Genomic DNA, 19,821 nt, shown 5'->3' with positions numbered 1-19,821 from the left:
CTGCCATGTCAGGAAAGGACATCATCATGACTGATCGTGTTCATCAAAATACCCGCTCGCCGTGGGTGAAAACCGTCGCCATTGTGCCGATCGTCGGCGCCATGCTGGGACTCGCCGCCTGCGGGAGCAGTTCTGGCGGCGCCTATTACACGGACGGCTATCACGGCAATTCGGGCGGCGTCTATTATCGCGAAACCCACCGGCATGATCGCTATGATCGCCATGATCGCCATGATCGGCACGGCGACCGTCATGACCGGGGCCATTACGACCGCAAGGGACACGGGCACCGCTACTGACGGTATCCATGCCTCGGCAATGCAACGCGGGGCAGGCGGCTAACCGGTGTTGTCCAGTACCGTTCTGACTTTCTGGGCCATCTCGGCCTTCCGGAACGGCTTGTTCAGCAGGTTGACGCCGTCGTCGAGCCGGCCGTGATGGACGATGGCATTGTCCGTATATCCCGATGAGTACAGGACCTTGGTGCCGGGCACGCGCCGGACAACTTCCACGGCGATGTCCCGGCCGTTCATGCCGCCTGGCAGGACGATATCGGTGAACAGCAGATCGAAGCGGAGTCCGTCGTCCATCGCCCGCAGCAATTCGGGACCGGTCGGGAACGATGAAACCGTATAGCCCAGCGCCTTGAGGTTGAGTTCCGCGAACTTGCGCACGAGCTCCTCATCCTCGACAAGGGCGATCCGCTCGGACCCGCGTGCGGGCTTGATTTCTTCCAGGCTAGCCGTTCGCACTTGCTCATTGGCGTCTGCGGCGCGGGGAAGGTAGATTTTCACCGTCGTCCCATAGCCCGGCTCGCTGTACAGCTTCACATGGCCGCCCGATTGCCGCACGAAGCCGTAGACCATGGACAGACCGAGGCCGCTGCCCTTGCCGACCGGCTTGGTCGTGAAAAACGGGTCAAAAGCACGCCCAAGAATTGCCGGATCCATGCCCTCGCCGGTGTCCGATATGGCGATCAACACATATGGTCCGGAGTTGATGTCTTCCTGTTCGGTGTAGCTTTCGTCGAGCCGCGTATTCGCGGTTTCGATCGTCAGTTTGCCACCGCCAGGCATGGCGTCGCGTGCATTGATGACGATGTTGATCACCGCGTTTTCGAGTTGCGATCGGTCGACCACCGCCTTCCACAACCCGGCGCCGCGCACCAGTTCGATGTCGATGTTTTCATGCAGCGTGCGGCGAAGTAGCCCTTCGAGGCCGGCGACAAGCTGGTTGGGGTCCACGACGACGGGCGCGAGCGGCTGACGGCGCGAGAATGCCAGCAGACGGTGCGTCAGGTCGGCGCCGCGCTCGGCGGCAGTCTGGATCATCTGGGCAATGCTCCGCAGATGCGGGTCCGCGCCGACCTCCTCCACGAGCATGTCCGCATTGCCGAGAATGACGGTCAGCAGGTTGTTGAAGTCGTGGGCCACGCCGCCGGTAAGCTGCCCGACGGCCTCCATCTTCTGGGCCTGGCGCAATTGCTGCTCGGCACGCCTGCGATCGGTGATGTCGGACACATAGACCGTCATGCCGTCCGGCCCTGGAAACAATCTCACCAGATGATAGCGGTCGATCGGCTCGTAGTAATTCTCCAGTGTCGCGTGTTCGCCGGTTTCCCGGGCTTGCCGAAACTTCGCGTGGACGTCGCTGTCCACAAGCTCGGGAAAAACCTCCCACATGGATTTGCCGAGAACATCTGCCTCCTTGATGGTGAACATCTCTTCGGCGGCCCGGTTGACCCGCGTGTAGCGCCAGTCCATGTCCAGGTGGTAGAGGCCATCCGACATGGTGGAGAATATGCGGGCAATCTCGTCGCGCGCTTGTTCTGCCGCCGCCAGTGCGCGTGTTCTCGCCTCCAGCAGCCGAACATTCTCGATGGCGGCCGAAACCATCTGGGCAAGCTGCATCAAGACCGCCTCGTCGCGGTCGTCAAAGTCGGCGGTTTCCCGATCCGATAGCTGGATGAGGCCGATATTGCTGCCGTTCTGGGCGATCAGCGGCACGGCCAGCCAGCCGCGCATGGGCGGATGCTCATGCCGGGCCGCGCCAAAGCCCTTCCACGCGGTGTGGGTTTCCAGTTCGTTCTGGGTCAGGCGCATGGGCTGATTGTTCATGCAGACCAGCCGGTAGATGCCTGATCCATCGGCATGGCCCTCGTAGTTCCGCCATTTGCCGTATTTGTCGGACAGCGAGACCGTATGCACCGCCTGGGCATAGTCCTGATCGATGGTCAGGCTGATCACCGCCTGATGACTGGGCACGAGCTCGCGCGACAGTTCCACCGCGCGCCGCAGGACGTCATCCGTGCTGCGCTGGCTCGAGATGTCGACGGACGCGTCGGCCAGCAGGTTGAGCTGGGCGCCGGTGCGATCCTGGTCGCGCTGGCGAAGGCCGAGTTCGCGCACCGCCAGTCCCGTGGCGCCGATGATGAACGCCGTCAAAAGCACGTCGATAAGCGTGCCGATGAGCACACGCATCTTCCAGCGGGCGAAAACGTCACTTTCCGGCATGCGCGCGAGCAACATCAGCGGCATGCCCGGAACACGCGAATAGACGAGCATGGAGCGTTCGCCGGTGGCGGACGTGCCGCCCGCCCAGAACGAACCGGTCTCGCCGGCGTCCTTGAGCGGCCCGTCGAACAATGCTCCCGTCCGATCGGGTCCAAAGGCAGCAACCGCGCCGTCGCCGCTGCCGGCAAGCAGCACCCCATCGGTCCGGACCAGCGCAATATTGGTGTGCGGCGTGAGGATCATGGATTCGAACAGCGTCTGAAAGTGCCGCACGCTGACCGTGCCCACTGCCCAGCCCGTGAGATTGCCGTCGGGGCTGAAACGGGGCCGCGCCAGCCGGATTATCTCGGCCCCGGCTGCCCGGCCGAGGCGACCGGTCAGCGGCGAACTGATCCGCGGCGCCGTCTCGGTCTTGGTCGGCACGGCGTTGAAGGGCGGCTCCCCGGACATTTCCGTGGGTTCCGGTACCGGTTCATAGGACGCTGCGACCACCCGGCCGTTCGCGTCAAGGACGTAGAACTCCAGCACGCCGACGGCGGTATCCCTTCCGGCGCGCAGCGACTCGTGAACACTGCCTGTTGGTTGTTCCAGGTCGAGCCTGCTGGCGAACAGGGCGACGCCCCGGTCGATGGTGCCTAGGGTCTGGCGCGCATGAACGGCGAGCGCGTTGGTAAGATTGTGGAGATCGCCGCGGACCTGCTTGGCCTCGCGCTCATGGTCCAGACGCATCTGAAGGCCGTGCAGGACCAGGAGGATGACGGAAATGGTGGCGACGAGCACGACCAGTAGCCGGACAGACGTAGCCATATGCGATTTCAATGCGTTGCCCCCTGCCGTCCGCACCGACGTGAACGGCATGCTACAACGAATTTGCCGCAACTGCCGACTCATTGCTTTGCAAAGCAACAGGGCCATGCAAAGCGACCGGCCGTGCGGCAAGCGGAAGACCGGCGACGGTCCCGCACCCCGATGAAACGCGCCTGAGCAAAGGATGGTCTAGAGGTTGGTCATGTCCGCCGCTATCCTGCCCCAATGGGGCTAGATATCTTCCAACGCCATGCCAGACGGCCGCTGACCGGCGCGCTGATCGCCGGTGCGATATTGTTGCTTGCCGTTCTGCCCGGCGCGGCGTGGGCAGCCGTGAGCGCGATGCCGCGTGTCGATATGAGCGCGGTCAGTCCGGACGGCGCGCGCGCCGCCGATCCTCTGGGTGACGACGGCGGCGGCGATATCGACTATCTGTTGCAGCTGAAGACGTTCTCCGAACTGGAGGAGCGAGCGGAGCGGGGCGACGCGGACGCGCAGTGGCGGCTCGCGCTTTCCTATTATCGCGGCACCGGCACCGCCGTGGACCCGGAGGCAGGATTCGGGTGGCTTGTCCGGTCGGCTGAAACGGGCAACGCCATGGCTGCGGCGATCCTGGGCAACGTCTATCAGCGCGGCATGGGTACGGCCGTCGATTACGACGAGGCTGTGAAGTGGCTGCAGAAGGCCGCCGATGCCGGCGTTCCCGTGGCATTGTACCAGCTTGGGCTGCATGCCATGCGCGGCTGGGGTATGCCGGTCAATCGGGAGCACGCCCGCACCTGGTTCAAGCTGGCCCACGACAAGGGATGGTCCGACGGGCTGTGTGCCCTGGCCCAGCTGGACATCGAGGGTGACCCCGGCCCCGAAAAGGGCGCGCAGATGGCCGAGCTTGTCCGCCAGGCTGTCGCCGAAGGTTCGGAACTCTGCATGGTCTCGCTGGCCCAGCTCCAACTGGAGGGCCGCTATACGGAACGCGACGAGACGGCGGCGCGCGAACTGCTGCTACGCGCGTCGAGCCTGGGCAACGCCTACGCTCAATATCTGGGCGCAGTCGTGCTGTTGTCCGGCCGCGGCGGCGAGAAGGAACCAGAACGCGGCATGGACCTGTTGCGCCAGGCAGCAGAACAGGGCGTGCCGGACGCACAAGCCGCGCTCGCCGCCGCCTACAGCATGGGCGAGGGCGTCGGCCAGGATCCGGCCAAGGCGTTCGCCCTGGCGACGGCGGCGGCTGGCAAGGGGTCGGTCTATGGCCAGCTGCTGCTGTTCACCTATTACCGGGAGGGCATCGGAACCGCAGCCGACGCGGCCCAGGCTCGCACCTGGCTGGAACGATGCGCCGAGGCGGGGCAACCGGACTGTCTCTACAATCTTGGCGTGCTTTATTCGCGGGGCGACGGGGTGGCTCCCGATCAGACCAGGAGTGCCCGCTTCTGGACTCGCGCGGCCGAGGCGGGCCATCCCGACGCCCAATACGCGTTGGGCGGGCTGTATATGACGGGCGCCGGCGTCGCGAAGGACACGTCCAAGGCGCGCGCGCTGATGGAACAGGCAGCTGCCGGCGGGGTCGATCAGGCTCGGTCGGCACTGCGGTATATCACGGCGCAGGACGGGGCCGGGACGCCGGACCCGGCGGCCGCCAGTGCGGCCTCCCGGCTCTATGCAGACTCGGCGCTGGCGGTCCCGGTGCCGGACGGCGCCGAGGGCCGCATCTCGAGGGCCCGCGCGCTGCTTGGCGAGGCCCAGCGCGGCGGACCTGCCGATGCACCTGCCCTGGTGGAACGTGCGATCGCGGAACTGCAGACGGCGTCGGATATGGGATCGGCCGATGCGGACTATGTTCTGGCCCGGCTCCACGCCGATGCCAGGTTTGGCCGCGTCAACGATACAGCCTCGTTCGCCGCGGCCCTGAAAGCGGCCCGGAAAGGCCATGTGGAAGGCCAGCGGATGGCCGGCATCGCCTATTACCTGGGCAAGGGCGTTGCGCATGATGCCATCGAGGCGCGTCGCTGGTTCTCGGCCGCGGCGGAGGCCGGCAATCTGGGATCACTTGCGAACCTGTCCTACATGCAGCTGACAGGCCACGGCGGCCCGCGTGACAAGGATGCCGCCTACAAGGGCTATCGCAAGGCCGCTGAAGGCGGCGTGGCCGTGGCCCAGTACTGGGTCGGACGCCTGTTGCTGCAGGGCGTGGGCGTGGCGCGCGATGACGTAGCGGCGCGGCGTTGGCTCCAGACCGCGCTCGATAACGGCTGGAGCAATGCAGGACCGTGGCTCGCCAAGTGCCTGTATTGGGGCTGGGGCGGGGCGAAGGATCCGGCGGGTGCTCGCGCGCTGTTCGAGGCCGCCGGCGACGGCGAGTCACTGTGGTACCTGTCCCGGCTGTATGCCAGGGGGGACGGCGTGGAGGCCGACCCGGAGGCATCCATGAACTATCTCCGGCAGTCGGCCGAGTTGGCTTACATCCGCGCCATGGCCAGCCTGGGCGAAGCCTATTATTACGGCAATGGCGTGCCCCAGGATGCTGCCACGGCAAAGGACTGGTTCCTCAAGGCGGCGGAAAAGGGACATCCCGGATCGCAATATGCGCTGGGCATGCTGTACACGCGCGGCGAGGGCGTCGTGGTCAACGACGAGCGCGCACTGGAATGGTTCCGGCGCGCGGCCCGCAACGGCCAGGTCGATGCCCAGGTCCGGCTGGGTGGGTTGCTGGCCGGCCAGCCCGATGCGCCGCCCGATGCCCAGGAAGAAGCGCTGTTCTGGCTCGGCGTTGCGATCGACAAGCTGAAGCCCGGCGAGCTCCGTACTCGGGCGCAGGATGCGGCCCGCGCGATCGAGCAGCGGCTGACGCCCGAACAGCTTGGCGAGGTCCGCAAGCGCCGGGCGGACAGGGGCGCCGATCCGGCCGGCGATACGCCGGATGGCGACGTCGGCCTGGACACCAACTGAGACGCGCGCCAGAATCCCGTGTCTCGGCGGGAGACTTTTGCGATAATCCGGGGCAAAATGACGTATGTGCCGCAGAAGCTGACCGCCTGTAAGGTCGGTACATGGCCGTAGATGCACGAATGACCATTGTTAAGACGCCCGTTGACCTGGCCGGCAGGATCGGCCGCATTCTCTCGGAGCATGAGGCGGTCGAGGGCGCGTGTCTGGTCGTTCTGCAGGCCATCCAGCGCGAGTTCGGATATGTGCCCGCCGGGGCGCTGGAGCCGGTCGCCAGGGCGCTCAACCTCTCCCACGCCGACGTTTACGGCGTGCTGACCTTTTATCACGACCTGCGCCGCGCTCCGCCCGCCCGGCACGTGGTCAGGGTCTGTCAGTCGGAAGCATGCCAGGCCATGGGGTCGCGGAGCCTCACCGAGCAACTCTCCAGGCGCTTCGACATCGGCCTTGGCGAGACCACGGCGGATGGCGCGACTACACTGGAGGCCGTCTATTGCCTCGGCAATTGCGCATTGTCCCCGGCGGTCACGGTGGATGGCGCGCTCTATGGACGGGCAACCGAGTTCCTGGTGCTGGAACGGCTGGGAGCGGCTGAGTGAAATCGGAGACCTTTTTTGTCTCGAGCGATTCGGCGTCGGTTTCGGTCGGTGCCGACGATCTGGTCCGCGCCATCACCGCGGAAGCGGCGCGGCGCGGAATCGAACCACGCATCGTGCGCACCGGCAGTCGCGGTCTCTATTTCCTCGAACCCATGTTCGAACTCGAGACGCAGGAGGGACGCTTCGGTTTCCAGCCGGAGGGCACGATGGCTGAATGCGTCACCGAAATGTTCGACATCGGTGTCGAGGCCCGCACCTGCCTTGGCCTGATGGATGATCTGCCCTGGCTCCACAAGCAGGAACGCCTGACGTTCGAACGGTGCGGCATCGTCGATCCGCGATCGATCAACGACTACCGGTTCCATGGCGGTTTTCTGGGTCTCGAGCGGGCGCTCGGCATGGCCCCGGAAGACATCGTCGCTGCGGTAACCGAATCCGGCCTGCGCGGCCGGGGCGGCGCAGGCTTTCCGGCAGGGGTAAAATGGAGCACGGTGCGCGGCGCCCCCGGCGACGTGAAATATGTGTGCTGCAACGCCGACGAGGGCGACAGCGGCACGTTTGCCGACCGCATGCTGATGGAGGGTGACCCGTTCCTGTTGATCGAAGGGATGATCATCGCCGGGTTGGCGGTCGGCGCCGGGAAGGGCTTCATCTACATCCGCTCGGAATATCCGGCCGCCATCCAGATGATGCGCCAGGCCATCGAAACCGCCCGAATTGCCGGCTGGCTGGGCGGCGACATCCGGGAGTCGGGCAAGGCCTTCGACATCGAGATTCGGGAAGGCGCGGGCGCCTATGTCTGTGGCGAGGAAACCGCCATGCTCGAGAGCCTGGAAGGCAAGCGCGGCATGGTCCGCGCCAAGCCGCCGCTGCCGGCGCTGGAAGGCCTGTTCGGCAGGCCGACCGTGGTCAACAACGTGCTGACGCTGGCCGCCGTTCCCATGATCGTTGCGCGCGGTGCGGCATTTTACCGGAATTACGGCATGGGCCATTCGCGCGGCACCCAGCCGTTCCAGCTCGCCGGCTGCATCCGCAACGGAGGGTTGGTCGAGAAGGCGTTCGGCACCACACTGCGTACCCTGATCGAGGATTTCGGTGGCGGTACCGCGACCGGCCGGCCGCTGAAGGCGGTGCAGGTGGGCGGCCCGCTGGGCGGCTATATCCCCGAGCACCTGCTCGACCTGCCGGCTGATTACGAGGCGCTGGCGGAGGCCGGGTTCATGCTCGGCCATGGCGGCCTGGTGGTGTTCGACGACCGGGCCGACATGCTGGAACAGGCACGCTTTGCCATGGAATTCTGCGCCATTGAATCGTGCGGCAAGTGTACGCCATGCCGCTTGGGCGCGCAGCGCGGCGTCGAGGTCATCGACCGTGTCGCGGCAGGCGTGGAGCCGGCGAAAAACCTTGCCCTGCTCGATGACCTCTGCACCTTGATGAAGGACGGCTCGCTCTGTGCCCTGGGCGGGCTGACACCCATGCCGGTGCGCACGGCGCTGTATCATTTTCCCGGCGACTTCGAGCGGGCCGCTGCCCAGGGAGACATCAGGTGGGCCTGATCCACGAGACCGATTTCGGCACGCCCGGGAGAGACGGCGCACCGGTGACGCTCGAGATCGACGGCATGGCGGTGACCGTGCCGGAAGGCACCTCGGTCATGCGCGCCGCCATGGAGGCGGGAGTGAGCGTGCCCAGGCTTTGCGCCACCGACAGCCTGGAAGCGTTCGGCTCGTGCCGGCTGTGCCTGGTCGAGATCGAAGGACGCAAGGGTACGCCGGCATCCTGCACCACGCCCGTCGCCCCGGGCATGCAGGTCAGCACCCACACGAAGCGGCTCGCAGATCTGCGGCGCGGCGTGATGGAATTGTATATCTCCGATCATCCGCTCGATTGCCTGACCTGCGCGGCCAACGGCGACTGCGAGTTGCAGGACATGGCGGGCGCGGTCGGTCTGCGCGAGGTGCGCTATGGCTATGAGGGCGCCAATCATTTCGACGCCCCGAAGGACGAGAGCAACCCCTATTTCAGTTTCGATCCGGCCAAGTGCATCCTGTGTTCGCGCTGCGTCCGGGCCTGCGACGAGGTGCAGGGGACGTTCGCGCTGACCATCGACGGGCGCGGCTTCGCCTCGGCGGTTTCGCCGGGCGGCGACGATTTCCTCGACTCCGAATGCGTGTCCTGCGGCGCGTGCGTTCAGGCCTGCCCGACGGCGACGCTCATCGAGAAATCCGTGATCGAGAAGGGCCAGCCCGAGCGCAGCGTGCTCACGACCTGCGCCTATTGCGGCGTCGGCTGCTCGTTCAAGGCCGAGATGCAGGGGAACGAGGTGGTCCGCATGGTCCCGGACAAGGACGGCGGCGCCAATGAAGGCCATTCCTGCGTCAAGGGCCGCTTCGCCTGGGGCTATGCGATGCACCAGGACCGGGTGCTCAACCCGATGATCCGCGAGCGCATCACCGATCCGTGGCGGGCGGTGAGCTGGGACGAGGCCATCGCCTACACGGCCGATCGCTTCCGGACGATCCAGGAAACGTATGGGCGCGGCGCCATCGGCGGCATCACCTCGTCGCGCTGCACCAACGAGGAAGTCTACGTGGTGCAGAAGATGATCCGCGCCGCGTTCGGCAACAACAACGTCGATACCTGCGCCCGCGTCTGCCATTCGCCCACGGGCTACGGCCTGAAGCAGACCTTCGGCACCTCGGCGGGCACCCAGGACTTCCGCAGCGTGGCGAAGTCCGATGTCATCATGGTGATCGGCGCCAACCCCACCGACGGCCATCCGGTGTTCGCCTCGCGCATGAAGCAGCGGCTGCGCCAGGGCGCCAGGCTGATCGTCGTCGATCCCCGGCGTATCGACCTGATCGACGCGCCCCATGTGCCGCAGGCGCTGCACCTGCCCGTCCGGCCGGGCGGCAATGTCGCCCTGATCAATGCGATGGCCCATGTCATCGTGACCGAGGGACTGGTCGACGAGGCGTTCGTCGGCGAGCGCTGCGAGGACGACAGCTTCGCCCGCTGGGCCGATTTCATCGCCCATGAGCGGAACGCGCCAGAAATGCTCGAGGAGGCCACCGGCGTCCCGGCAGCGCTGGTCCGCGACGCGGCGCGGCTTTATGGCGGCGGCGGCAACGGCGCCATCTATTACGGCCTGGGCGTGACCGAGCATTCGCAGGGCTCGACCATGGTGATGGGCCTCGCGAACCTGGCCATGGCGACCGGCAATATCGGACACGAGGGCGTCGGCGTGAACCCGCTGCGCGGCCAGAACAACGTGCAGGGTGCATGCGACATGGGTTCGTTCCCGCACGAATTGCCCGGCTACCGCCACATCAGCGACGCCGCCGCCCGCGGCCTGTTCGAGAAGGTCTGGGGCATCCAGCTTGAGCGGGAGCCGGGCCTGCGCATTCCCAACATGCTGAATGCCGCGCTCGACGGCAGCTTCCGCGCCATCTTTGTCCAGGGCGAGGATATCGCCCAGTCGGACCCGAACACAAAGCACGTCACCGCCGCGCTGAAGGCCATGGACTGCGTTGTGGTGCAGGACCTGTTCCTGAACGAGACCGCGGCCTTTGCCCACGTGTTCCTGCCGGGCACCTCATTTCTCGAGAAGGACGGCACCTTCACCAATGCGGAACGGCGGATCAACAGGGTGCGTCCGGTGATGCCCTCGACGACCGGCCTCGACGAATGGGAGGTTGCCTGCCGTCTCGCGACCGCGCTGGGCTATCCGATGAGCTACCCGAATGCATCCGCCATCATGGACGAGATCGCCGGTGTGACGCCAACCTTCGCCGGCGTCAGCTTCGAATTGCTGGACCGGCTGGGCAGCGTGCAATGGCCGTGCAACGACGCGGCGCCCGAGGGCACGCCGGTTATGCATCTGGACCGCTTCGTGCGCGGCAAGGGCCATTTCGTTGTCACCGAGTTCGTGCCGACGCCGGAGCGCGCGACCCGCATGTTTCCGCTCATCCTCACCACCGGCCGAATCCTCAGCCAGTACAATGTGGGCGCCCAGACACGGCGGACCGACAATGTGATCTGGCATGCCGAGGATATTCTGGAGATCCATCCGCACGATGCCGAGGAACGCGGCATATCGGACGGCGACCGGGTCATGATAGCCAGCCGAATGGGCACCACCGCATTGCATGCGATCGTGACCGACCGCATGCCGCAGGGCGTGGTTTACACCACGTTCCACCACCCGGTAAGCGGCACCAATGTCATCACCACCGAGTTTTCCGACTGGGCGACGAACTGTCCCGAATACAAGGTGACCGCCGTGCAGGTCACGCGGACGAACCTTCAGGAGAACGCCGAGGCGGCGGAATGAGCACGCCGGTGCGGCGCGCGCCCCGCTTTCGCGGCGGCGACGCCATGGTCTCCGGCCGTCTCGAATCAACTGGCGACGTCCGCTGGCACCTGGCCGAAGAAGTACCGGCGGCTCTTGCGTTCAACAATGGCGTGAGCGTGGTGATGATGGTGACGCCTGCCGATCTGGAGGATTTCGCCGTCGGTTTCGCAATCAGCGAAGGCATGGTGCCGACCGCCGCCGACATCACGAAGATTGACGTCCTCGCCAGCGCCAACGGCTATGTCATCGACATCCGGGCGAGCCGTCTGACCGAGCGCGCCGGCCGCGAGCGCGCCATCGCCGGCCGCACCGGCTGTGGGCTGTGCGGTGTCGACTCGCTGGAGGATGCGGTGCGGCCACCTCGCGCCGTGACGCGGCGGTTTCCGGTTGGCGCGGACGCTGCGGCACGTGCGCTGGCGGCGCTGCCGGAGCACCAGCCGCTCAACCGGCTGAATCATTCGGTACATGCGGCGGCGTGGTGCGGCCCGTCGGGTGATATTCGGTGCGTGCGCGAGGACGTAGGCCGGCACAACGCCCTCGACAAGCTGCTCGGGGCGCTGCTGCGCGGCGGCCTCGATCCGGCGGATGGGTTCGTCGCCCTGTCCAGCCGCTGCAGCTTCGAACTGGTGCAGAAGGCCGCCGCATTAGGCGTGCCCTATCTGGCGAGCATCTCCGCGCCGACGACTCTGGCGCTGTCCATGGCGAGGGAGGCGGGGATGGGTCTGGCCTGCCTGTCGCCGGACGGTATCGTCACCTTCGGTGCGGACTGATGGCCAGCGCCGACATCGTCCGCATGGCCAACCAGATTGCAGACTTCTTCGCCGTGTCCGGCCATGACGAGGCCGTCGTGGGCATTGCCGGTCATATCCGCAATTTCTGGGATCCGCGCATGCGCCGGGAGTTATACGCGCATGCGGACAGCGGCGGCGAAGATCTGGCGCCGCTGGTGATCGACGCCGTAGCGGCGCTGAAACAGGCGGACGTGACCGCCTCAGCCGGCTGAGCTGACGTCTTCCTTGCGGACGGCGGTCCATTCCAGCGTCGCGAAGCTGCCGCAGCTGCCGCACAGTTCGGACCAGGCGCTCTGGCGGTAGCCGCAATTGCTGCATTGCCACGCAGGACCGCGCGGCGCGGAAGCCGCCTTGCCGGCGGCGAACCGCGCGGCGGTATCGTTGCCCAGTTTCTGCTCCAGCGCCTCCAGCGCCAGATAGACCCGGCGCTGCGGACCCAGCTCCAGCGCTGCATTCAGATGGCTGCGCGCAGGTCCCGGCAGGTCCGCGGCGGTGGCGTGCCTGCCCAGCGCGAGATGACCATCGATGCTGGTCCGGTCGCCGATCAGCGCCTCGAGTTGCTGGTACCGGCGCGTCGGCGAGGTGTCGTCGGCGAGGTCGAGCCATGCCGCCGTCAGATCCGGATGAGGCATATGCCGCCAGCCCTCGCGCACCATGGCGCGAGCCCGGCGCACAGCGCCCTTCTTGCGGTACTGGGCGGCGGCCATAAGCCGGGCGGGCACCAGCGCCGGCTCCAGCTTGATCGCCTCGCGCGCCAGCTTCAGTACGTCATCCCCGCGGCCTTCCGTCTCGGCCTTGCGGGCCTCGGCCAGCCGGATGGTGGCACGGCGGTGGCGGAACTCCTGCTCTGTCACCCGGCTCGACCGGTAGGCGGCGAGCAGCGCCTTGTCGGCGGCAGCCCAGTCGGCCAGCGCCACGGCGTTCTCGAACAGGCCGGTCTGCGCCCAGTCGGCGCGGGGAAGTTGTTCGATGGCCCGGCGCGCGGTCGCCAGCATGGCCGGCTGGTCGCCCTGCGCGGCATCGACCGCGAACAGGCCATGCAGGGCCAGCGCCTTGGTGCGGCGGTCGCCTTCCAGCGCCCGGAACCGCTTGCGGGCCGTCGCCATGTCGCCTTCGGCAAGTGCGGCCTGTCCGGCGAGCACGTCGGACAGGGCCGTCTGGCCGACCAGATCCTCGAATTTCCTGGCGTGGCGGGCGGCACGCTTGCCGTCGCCTTCCATCAGCGACGACAGGCCCCAGGCCAGTTCGTTGTAGCCGCGCCGGTGGCGTGCCAGCTTCTGGCGCTCCCAAAGGCCAGTGGTGATCCAGCGCCACAGCAGCATCAGCAACGCGGACAGCACCATCAGTACCGCTGTGGCGATGGCCAGCATGGCGACCGAGGTGTCGAGCCGGTGGTTCTCGAAATCGATAACCACCCGTCCGGGGTGATCCATCACCCACGCGCCCGCCGCCGCCAGGGCGGCCGCGACGGCAAGGGCGAACAGCAGCCGGATCATGCTGGTTGGGCCTCCCTCGCATAGCCGACCGATTGCAGCGCGCGCGCCACGTCGTCCAGTGTGGCCGGGTCGTCAATGGTGGCCGGCATGGTCCAGGCGTCGCCGTCGGCGATTTTCTGCATGGTGCCGCGCAGGATCTTGCCGGAGCGGGTCTTGGGCAGACGCGCCACCACGGCCGCAGTCTTGAACGCGGCGACCGGGCCGATGTGGTCGCGCACCCGCTGGACAAGTTCGGCGACGATCTCGGGATGAGGCCGGTTGACGCCTGCCTTCAGCACGACCAGTCCCACGGGCGCTTGTCCCTTAAGCGCATCGGCGACGCCAAAGCAGGCGCATTCGGCCACGTCGGCATGGCCGCCCAGCACTTCCTCGATGGCCCCCGTCGACAGCCGATGGCCGGCGACGTTGATCACGTCGTCGGTCCGGCTCATCACGAACAGATAGCCGTCCTCGTCGATGTATCCCGCGTCGCCGGTCTTGTAGTAGCCGGGATAGTCGGTCAGGTACTTTTCCACATAGGCATCGTCGTTCCCCCACAATGTGGGAAAACAGCCGGGCGGCAGTGGCAGGCGGATGACGATCGCCCCGGTCTGGCCGGCGCGAACCGGCATTGCCGCCTCGTCCACCACCTGCACGTCGTAGCCGGGTGACGGCTTGGCCGGGGAGCCGTATTTGACCGGCAGGAAGCCCAGGCCACGGAAATTGGTGTTGATCGGCCAGCCGGTCTCGGTCTGCCACCAATGGTCGATGACCGGCACGTTCAGCGTACGCTCGGCCCACTGGATGGTGTCCGGGTCGCCGCGCTCGCCGGCAACGAACAGGGTCGCGAATTCGCTCAGGTCGAAGTCGCTGGCCAGCTTGCCCTCGGGATCCTGCTGCCTGATGGCGCGGATCGCTGTCGGCGCGGTGAACATGGCGCGCACGCCGTGCCGCTCGATGATCCGCCAATAGGTGGCCGCATCCGGCGTGCCCACCGGCTTGCCCTCGAACAGCACGCTGGTATTGCCGTTCAGCAGCGGGCCGTAGCAGATATAGGAATGGCCGACGACCCAACCCACGTCGCTGGCCGCCCAGAAGACCTCGCCCGGCTTCATGCCGTAGACGTCGCGCATGGACCACGCCAGTGCGACCATGTGGCCGCCATTGTCGCGGACGATGCCCTTGGGCGTCCCGGTCGTCCCGGACGTGTAGAGCACATAGAGCGGATCGGTCGCCGCGACGGCCACGCAATCGGCGGGCGGGGCGGCATGCTCCCACGCGGTCCAGTCATGGTCGCGGCCTTCGGTCAGGGCGGCCTGTGACTGCGGCCGCTGCAGGACGACGCAGGCCGAGGGTTTCCTGGTGCTCATCTCGATGGCTGCATCGAGCAGCGGCTTGTAGGGAACCACGCGGCCCGGCTCGATACCGCAGGAGGCGGACAGAATGACCTTCGGTTCCGCGTCGTCGATGCGGCTGGCCAGTTCATGGGAGGCGAACCCGCCAAAGACCACGGAATGGACCGCCCCAATGCGCGCGCAGGCCAGCATGGCGATGATCGCCTCGGGAATCATCGGCATGTAGATGATCACCCGGTCGCCCTTGGCCACGTCCAGCGCCTTGAGGCCGCCGGCGGCTTTCGACACGCGCTCCAGCAACTCGCTGTAGGTGAGACTGCTCACCGTGCCGGTGATCGGACTGTCGTGGATCAACGCCTTCTGGCCACCGCGTCCCGCCGCCACGTGCCGGTCCAGGCAATTGTAGCAGGTGTTCACCTCGCCGCCGGTGAACCAGCGGTAGAAGGGAGCGTCGGTGTCGTCGAAGACCTTGTCCCACGGCTTGACCCAATCGATATGCGAGGCGGCGTCTCCCCAGAAGCCTTCCGGGTCTGCCATGGCGCGGGCATAGGTCTGGTCGTATTGCGTCACTGTGGCGCGTCCTCGATCTGCGGCGCCGCCTCATCGAGGATCGCGGCCTCCAGCGTGTCGATCGAGGCCAGAACCGATTGGCGGGTCTGTGCCTGTCGCAACCAGTCGGCGGCGGCCAGCGCAGCGGCGGGTGACAATTCCTGCAGCTCGCCTGCCGCCTGGTCCACGTCGCCGCGGTTCAGCGCCGCTTCGGCGCGGGCGACGATCGCCGGCGCATCCTGGCCTTTCACCTCGCCGGTCGGGCGGACAGTGACCATGTTCATCAGCCGTGCCAGCGTGCGGTCCCACCACGACGCCTCGGCCGGGGCGGATTCGGCGTCGATGATGTCGTCGATATGCTCGGCGAACTGGTCCCGCAGGGCCATGGCCGAGACCACGCCCCGATTCTGGTGCGCATCGAGCGTCAGCAGCGCCGTACTGGCCGGCTCGGGCAGTGTCATGCCGTCCAGCAGCCGGTGCACGCCGCCCAGCGCGCCCGCATAGGGCGCCCCCTGCTCGGCCGCCTGGCGCAGGCGCGCGAGCGCCAGCACCGTCATGGGCTTGAGCAAGGTCTGGGACGAGGTCTGTTCCAGCACGGCCAGCCGCTGCTGCTGCTCGGCAAGCTGGTTGAGCATGTGGGCGATCTGGCTGCCCATGGAGGTTACGGCCTCGGCGGTCGATGCCTCCGCCGCCACTTCGCCCTGCAGTCGGGCCAGGTCGATTTCCAGCGCCGCCACCTGGCGGGCCAGTTCGCCGGCATCGGGAACCGGTGCGGTCGGCTCAGGCTCGGTCAGGTCATCGGGCGCTTCGGCCTCGGGCGCGGGAAGCGCGGCGGATTGTGCCGCGGGCTCGGCCGGCGCGGCGACGGCGGCGTCCGGTAGCGGTGCCGAGGCGCCGGTCATCCACCCTGGCAGCGACGCCATGATGCGCGGCGCCAGCAGCACGCCGGCGGCGAACATGGCGGCCAGCAGCACGACAACCAGCAAGGGCAGCATCGACCGCTTCTTGCGGGCGGGCTTTGCCGGTTTCTCGGCGCTCGGTGGGACGTCGGTCATTGGATCAGCTCGATCAGCGCGTTCTGGGTCGGTTCGGCGGCCACCAGCAATCTCCTTCTCGGCAGGGCGTCGAGGGTCTCCGCCACTGCGGCGCTCAGGCACAGCAGGTCGACCGTGCCGAGTCTGTGTGCAAGCCCCGCTTCCTGCACGATCCTAGCAAAGGTTCGCGCCGTGCGCGGCGAAAACAGCGTCACCGCGTCGATCCGGCGGTCCGCCAGCGCAGCGCGCGCCTCTCCGGAAAGCCGCAGGGCGGCCTCGGTCTCGTATACCACCGCGCGCCTGACCTCGAAGCCCGAAGCCGTCAACTCGCCGGCAAGGTCGCCCGCCGAGATCGTGCCTGCGACATGGACCAGCGGCCCGGCTTCCGGCCGGCATTTGCCGCGCACCAGCTCAGCGAGATCATGAACATCGCCCGCGGCGCTCTCGATGCGGTCGAATCCGGCCTCGTGCGCCGCCCGCGCCGTTGCATCGCCCACGCACAAGGCAGGCAGGCCGCGCTCTTCGGTGAGCCGTGCCGCGGCGCGTACGCCGTTGGCGCTGGTGAACAGCAGCGCCTGCGCGCCGGCCGTGTCCAGTGACGCGTCCGTGCGCAGCCGCACGCTCAACAGCGGCTCGATCTGGACCTGGTGGCCCAGCCCGGTGAGGATGTCGGCGAAGGATGCTGCATCCTCCTCCGGCCGTGTGACGAGGATGCGCGCCATGATCAGATCGCGAAGAAGGTGGGGCCGCCGCGCCGTTTCAACTCGGCGCCTGCATCATAGCCCATCGCCGCGGCATCGCTGACCGGGCCTTCTCGCTCGGCATAATGGTACTCGCGTCCGTCGGGCGTCAGGATCTCGCCGCGCAGACGGATGCGGCCATTCGCCAGTGTGGCCAGGCCGGCAATCGGCGTCCTGCACGAGCCGTCCAGTGCCGCCAGCAACGCCCGTTCGGCGTTGACGCAATGCTGGGTCGCCTGGTCGTTGATGGCGAGCAGCAACTGGGCCATTTCTGCGTCGTCCAGCCGCGCCTCGACGCCGATGGCGCCCTGGGCGATGGCCGGCAGCAGATTGTCGATGGGCCCGGCGGCCACGTGCTCCAGCCCCAGCCGCCGCAGCCCGGCCATCGCAAGCAGGGTGGCGTCGGCCTGGCCTTCCTCAAGCTTGCGCAGGCGGGACTGCACGTTGCCGCGGAAAGTTGCCACCCGCAGGTCCGGCCGCAGCCGCAATATCTGGGCCTGGCGGCGCAGCGAGGCGGTGCCGACCAGCATACCCGGTGCCAGCGTCTCGATGCTGGCGGCCTTGTGACAGATGAAGGCGTCGCGCACATCCTCGCGCGGCAGCAGGCACGAAATGCCCAGCCCCTCGTGGATTATTGTCGGCATGTCCTTCATGGAATGCACGGCGATGTCCAGCGAGCCGGCCTTCAGGCCATTCTCGATTTCCTCGGTGAACAGCCCCTTGCCGCCCAACTCGGACAGCGGCCGGTCCAGCACCCGGTCGCCCTTGGTGGAGATCGCCACGATCTCGATCTGGTCGTCGCGAAGCTGCGGATGCGCCGCCAGCAGCCGGTTCCTGGTTTCGTGGGCCTGCGCAAGCGCCAGGGGGCTGCCGCGCGTGCCGATGCGGATGGTGCGGGTTGTCTCGGTCATGAATGTGCCTATAACAGGCCGCGAACGGAACTTGAAGCGTCAGGACAGTGCGCGTTCTCGGCATCGAAACCAGTTGCGACGAAACCGCCGCCGCCGTCGTCGACAGCGAGCGGGGCATTCTGTCGAATGTGGTGCTGAGCCAGCTCGACGAGCATCGGCCCTATGGCGGTGTCGTGCCCGAGATTGCCGCGCGTGCCCACATCGACCATCTGGACGGCCTGATCGCCCAGGCCATGGACGAGGCGGACGTCTCATGGGCCGACCTCGACGGCGTCGCAGTAACCTCCGGGCCGGGCCTGATCGGCGGCGTCATGGTCGGGCTGATGACGGCCAAGGCCGTGGCCAGCGCGCATAACCTGCCGTTCGTCGCCGTCAATCACCTGGAGGCCCACGGTCTGGCGGTGCGGATGACCGACAAGGTGGCGTTCCCCTATCTGCTGCTGCTGGTCTCGGGCGGCCATTGCCAGCTGTTGATCGTCGAGGGCGTGGGGAAGTTTACCCGCCTCGGAACCACCATCGACGACGCGGTCGGCGAGGCGTTCGACAAGACCGCCAAGCTGCTGGGGCTGGGCTATCCCGGCGGCCCGGCGGTGGAAGCGGCGGCGAAAACCGGCGACCCGAAGCGCTTCGATCTGCCGCGCCCGCTGATCGGCCGCGACGATTGCCATTTCTCGTTCTCGGGCCTGAAGTCCGCCATCCGCCGCGAGGTGGAGAAGCTCGGCGTTCCCACCGACCAGGACAAGGCCGACCTATGCGCCGGTTTCCAGGCCGCCGCCGCCGATGTGCTGATCGACCGGTCGCGCCGCGCCATGGAGATTTTCGAGCGCCGTACCGGCGGCAAGGGCGCGTTCGTCATCTCGGGCGGTGTCGCCGCCAACAAGTATCTGCGCGCGCGCCTCACGGTGCTGTGCGAGCGGGAAGGCTTTCCCATGATCTGCCCGCCGCCGTCGCTGTGCACCGACAACGGCGCCATGATCGCATGGGCGGGACTGGAGCGGCTCGCGCTGGGGCTGGTCGACACGCTGGAAGCCCAGGCCAGGGCGCGCTGGCCGCTCGACCCGGACGCACCGGCGGCCATGGGCGCGGGCGTGAAGGCCTGAGCTATCGCTTCTGCAGGCCTGTCAGCAGCAGCTGGATGACGCCTTCCAGTTGCGGCTCCAGGTCGGGCAGGTGGCACTGGCTGTGCAGCTGCGGATACCGGAACCGGAAAGTCGCGTCCTGGATATAGGAGGCGGCCGCGTCGGGATCGTCGATGGCGAACTCGCCGGCGGCGACGCCGGCTTTCAGGATATCGGCCAGCAGGCAGCGCGAGCGGGTCAGATATTCCTGCGCCAGCATGGGGCCCTTGCCCTGCGGATCGCGGACCTGCTCCTGCAGGGTCGGATAGGTCTCGAGCTGGTCGTAGGTGAATTGCATTTCCCGCAGCACGAACTCACGGAACTGGCCGGCCATCGTCAGGTGCGGCAGCGCAAATACCGAGCGCAGCTCGTCCAGTACCTGGTCCATGGCCTCGCGCATGATGACTTCGGCGATATCGGCCTTGTTCTTGAAATAGCGATAGAGGTTGCCGGGCGACATGCGGCAGTCCGCGGCGATCTCGGCCACGTTGGTCTTGCCGTAGCCATATTGGCTGAACCGGCCGCCGGCGGCGTTGAGGATGCGGCGGCGGACGTCGTCCATGGATTTGAGCGTGCTTGCCATTGGCCGACATTACGGAGGCTTGGTGCGCCGCGCAATCTTGGAGTTGGCA

General features: G+C 67.1%; 15 protein-coding genes. 8 read left to right on the top strand and 7 right to left on the bottom strand.

What is annotated here, in order from left to right; all coding sequences use genetic code 11:
* Positions 1-26: 26 nt before the first annotated feature.
* Positions 27-299, top strand: a complete 273-nt coding sequence (locus WJU21_RS07280) for a hypothetical protein (protein WP_346322740.1) — start codon at positions 27-29, stop codon at positions 297-299.
* A gap of 39 nt (positions 300-338) precedes the next feature.
* Here WJU21_RS07280 and WJU21_RS07275 read toward each other — a convergent pair whose 3' ends face one another.
* The gene (locus WJU21_RS07275; protein WP_346322739.1) at positions 339-3,320 is read right to left on the bottom strand and encodes an ATP-binding protein; all 2,982 of its coding nucleotides are present in this window, start codon (positions 3,318-3,320) and stop codon (positions 339-341) included.
* Positions 3,321-3,545: 225 nt separating this feature from the next.
* On the opposite strand from WJU21_RS07275, the gene WJU21_RS07270 reads away from it, so the two are divergent.
* The 6 genes from WJU21_RS07270 to WJU21_RS07245 all read left to right on the top strand — a co-directional run bounded on the left by WJU21_RS07270 (position 3,546) and on the right by WJU21_RS07245 (position 12,219).
* On the top strand, positions 3,546-6,266 hold the full coding sequence (locus WJU21_RS07270) for a tetratricopeptide repeat protein (RefSeq protein ID WP_346322738.1): 2,721 nt from the start codon (positions 3,546-3,548) through the stop codon (positions 6,264-6,266).
* A gap of 119 nt (positions 6,267-6,385) precedes the next feature.
* Positions 6,386-6,862 (top strand): NAD(P)H-dependent oxidoreductase subunit E, encoded by a 477-nt coding sequence (locus WJU21_RS07265; protein ID WP_346322737.1) that lies wholly within the window; start codon positions 6,386-6,388, stop codon positions 6,860-6,862.
* Positions 6,859-8,418 carry an NADH-ubiquinone oxidoreductase-F iron-sulfur binding region domain-containing protein gene (locus tag WJU21_RS07260; protein ID WP_346322736.1) on the top strand — a complete coding sequence of 520 codons (1,560 nt, stop codon included), beginning with the start codon at positions 6,859-6,861 and terminating at the stop codon, positions 8,416-8,418. Before WJU21_RS07265 ends, WJU21_RS07260 begins: the two co-directional genes overlap by 4 nt.
* Entirely contained in the window at positions 8,409-11,195 is a 2,787-nt protein-coding gene (fdhF, locus tag WJU21_RS07255; protein WP_346322735.1) for a formate dehydrogenase subunit alpha, read from the top strand. Before WJU21_RS07260 ends, fdhF begins: the two co-directional genes overlap by 10 nt.
* Entirely contained in the window at positions 11,192-11,986 is a 795-nt protein-coding gene (fdhD, locus tag WJU21_RS07250) for a formate dehydrogenase accessory sulfurtransferase FdhD (RefSeq protein ID WP_346322734.1), read from the top strand. Before fdhF ends, fdhD begins: the two co-directional genes overlap by 4 nt.
* Positions 11,986-12,219 carry a formate dehydrogenase subunit delta gene (locus tag WJU21_RS07245; protein WP_346322733.1) on the top strand — a complete coding sequence of 78 codons (234 nt, stop codon included), beginning with the start codon at positions 11,986-11,988 and terminating at the stop codon, positions 12,217-12,219. The genes fdhD and WJU21_RS07245 overlap by 1 nt, the downstream gene beginning before the upstream one ends.
* On the opposite strand, the gene WJU21_RS07240 is transcribed toward WJU21_RS07245, so the two are convergent.
* From WJU21_RS07240 to hemC, 5 genes are read right to left on the bottom strand one after another with little or no spacing between them, the layout of a single operon-like run.
* Positions 12,208-13,503, bottom strand: coding sequence for a heme biosynthesis HemY N-terminal domain-containing protein (locus WJU21_RS07240; protein ID WP_346322732.1), 1,296 nt, complete (start codon positions 13,501-13,503; stop codon positions 12,208-12,210). The genes WJU21_RS07245 and WJU21_RS07240 overlap by 12 nt on opposite strands.
* Positions 13,500-15,374: a propionyl-CoA synthetase gene (locus tag WJU21_RS07235; RefSeq protein ID WP_346323477.1), complete on the bottom strand. Its 1,875-nt coding sequence runs from the start codon at positions 15,372-15,374 to the stop codon at positions 13,500-13,502. Before WJU21_RS07235 ends, WJU21_RS07240 begins: the two co-directional genes overlap by 4 nt.
* A 29-nt stretch (positions 15,375-15,403) precedes the next feature.
* Complete coding sequence (locus tag WJU21_RS07230; protein ID WP_346322731.1) at positions 15,404-16,441, bottom strand: mitofilin family membrane protein; 1,038 nt, start codon at positions 16,439-16,441, stop codon at positions 15,404-15,406.
* Positions 16,438-17,142, bottom strand: a complete 705-nt coding sequence (locus WJU21_RS07225) for a uroporphyrinogen-III synthase (RefSeq protein ID WP_346322730.1) — start codon at positions 17,140-17,142, stop codon at positions 16,438-16,440. The genes WJU21_RS07230 and WJU21_RS07225 overlap by 4 nt, the downstream gene beginning before the upstream one ends.
* Before the next feature lie 2 nt (positions 17,143-17,144).
* The gene (hemC, locus tag WJU21_RS07220; protein ID WP_346322729.1) at positions 17,145-18,071 is read right to left on the bottom strand and encodes a hydroxymethylbilane synthase; all 927 of its coding nucleotides are present in this window, start codon (positions 18,069-18,071) and stop codon (positions 17,145-17,147) included.
* A gap of 47 nt (positions 18,072-18,118) precedes the next feature.
* Here hemC and tsaD point away from each other — a divergent pair, with 47 nt between their 5' ends.
* Positions 18,119-19,171 carry a tRNA (adenosine(37)-N6)-threonylcarbamoyltransferase complex transferase subunit TsaD gene (gene tsaD, locus WJU21_RS07215; protein ID WP_346322728.1) on the top strand — a complete coding sequence of 351 codons (1,053 nt, stop codon included), beginning with the start codon at positions 18,119-18,121 and terminating at the stop codon, positions 19,169-19,171.
* 1 nt (position 19,172) lies between these two features.
* Here tsaD and WJU21_RS07210 read toward each other — a convergent pair whose 3' ends face one another.
* Complete coding sequence (locus tag WJU21_RS07210) at positions 19,173-19,772, bottom strand: TetR/AcrR family transcriptional regulator (protein ID WP_346322727.1); 600 nt, start codon at positions 19,770-19,772, stop codon at positions 19,173-19,175.
* Positions 19,773-19,821: the final 49 nt, after the last annotated feature.

This window comes from Emcibacter sp. SYSU 3D8, assembly GCF_039655875.1.
Lineage (GTDB): Bacteria > Pseudomonadota > Alphaproteobacteria > SMXS01 > SMXS01 > RI-34.
Note: the sequence above shows the minus strand (reverse complement) of the source record. Positions and strands in the feature narration are given on the sequence as shown.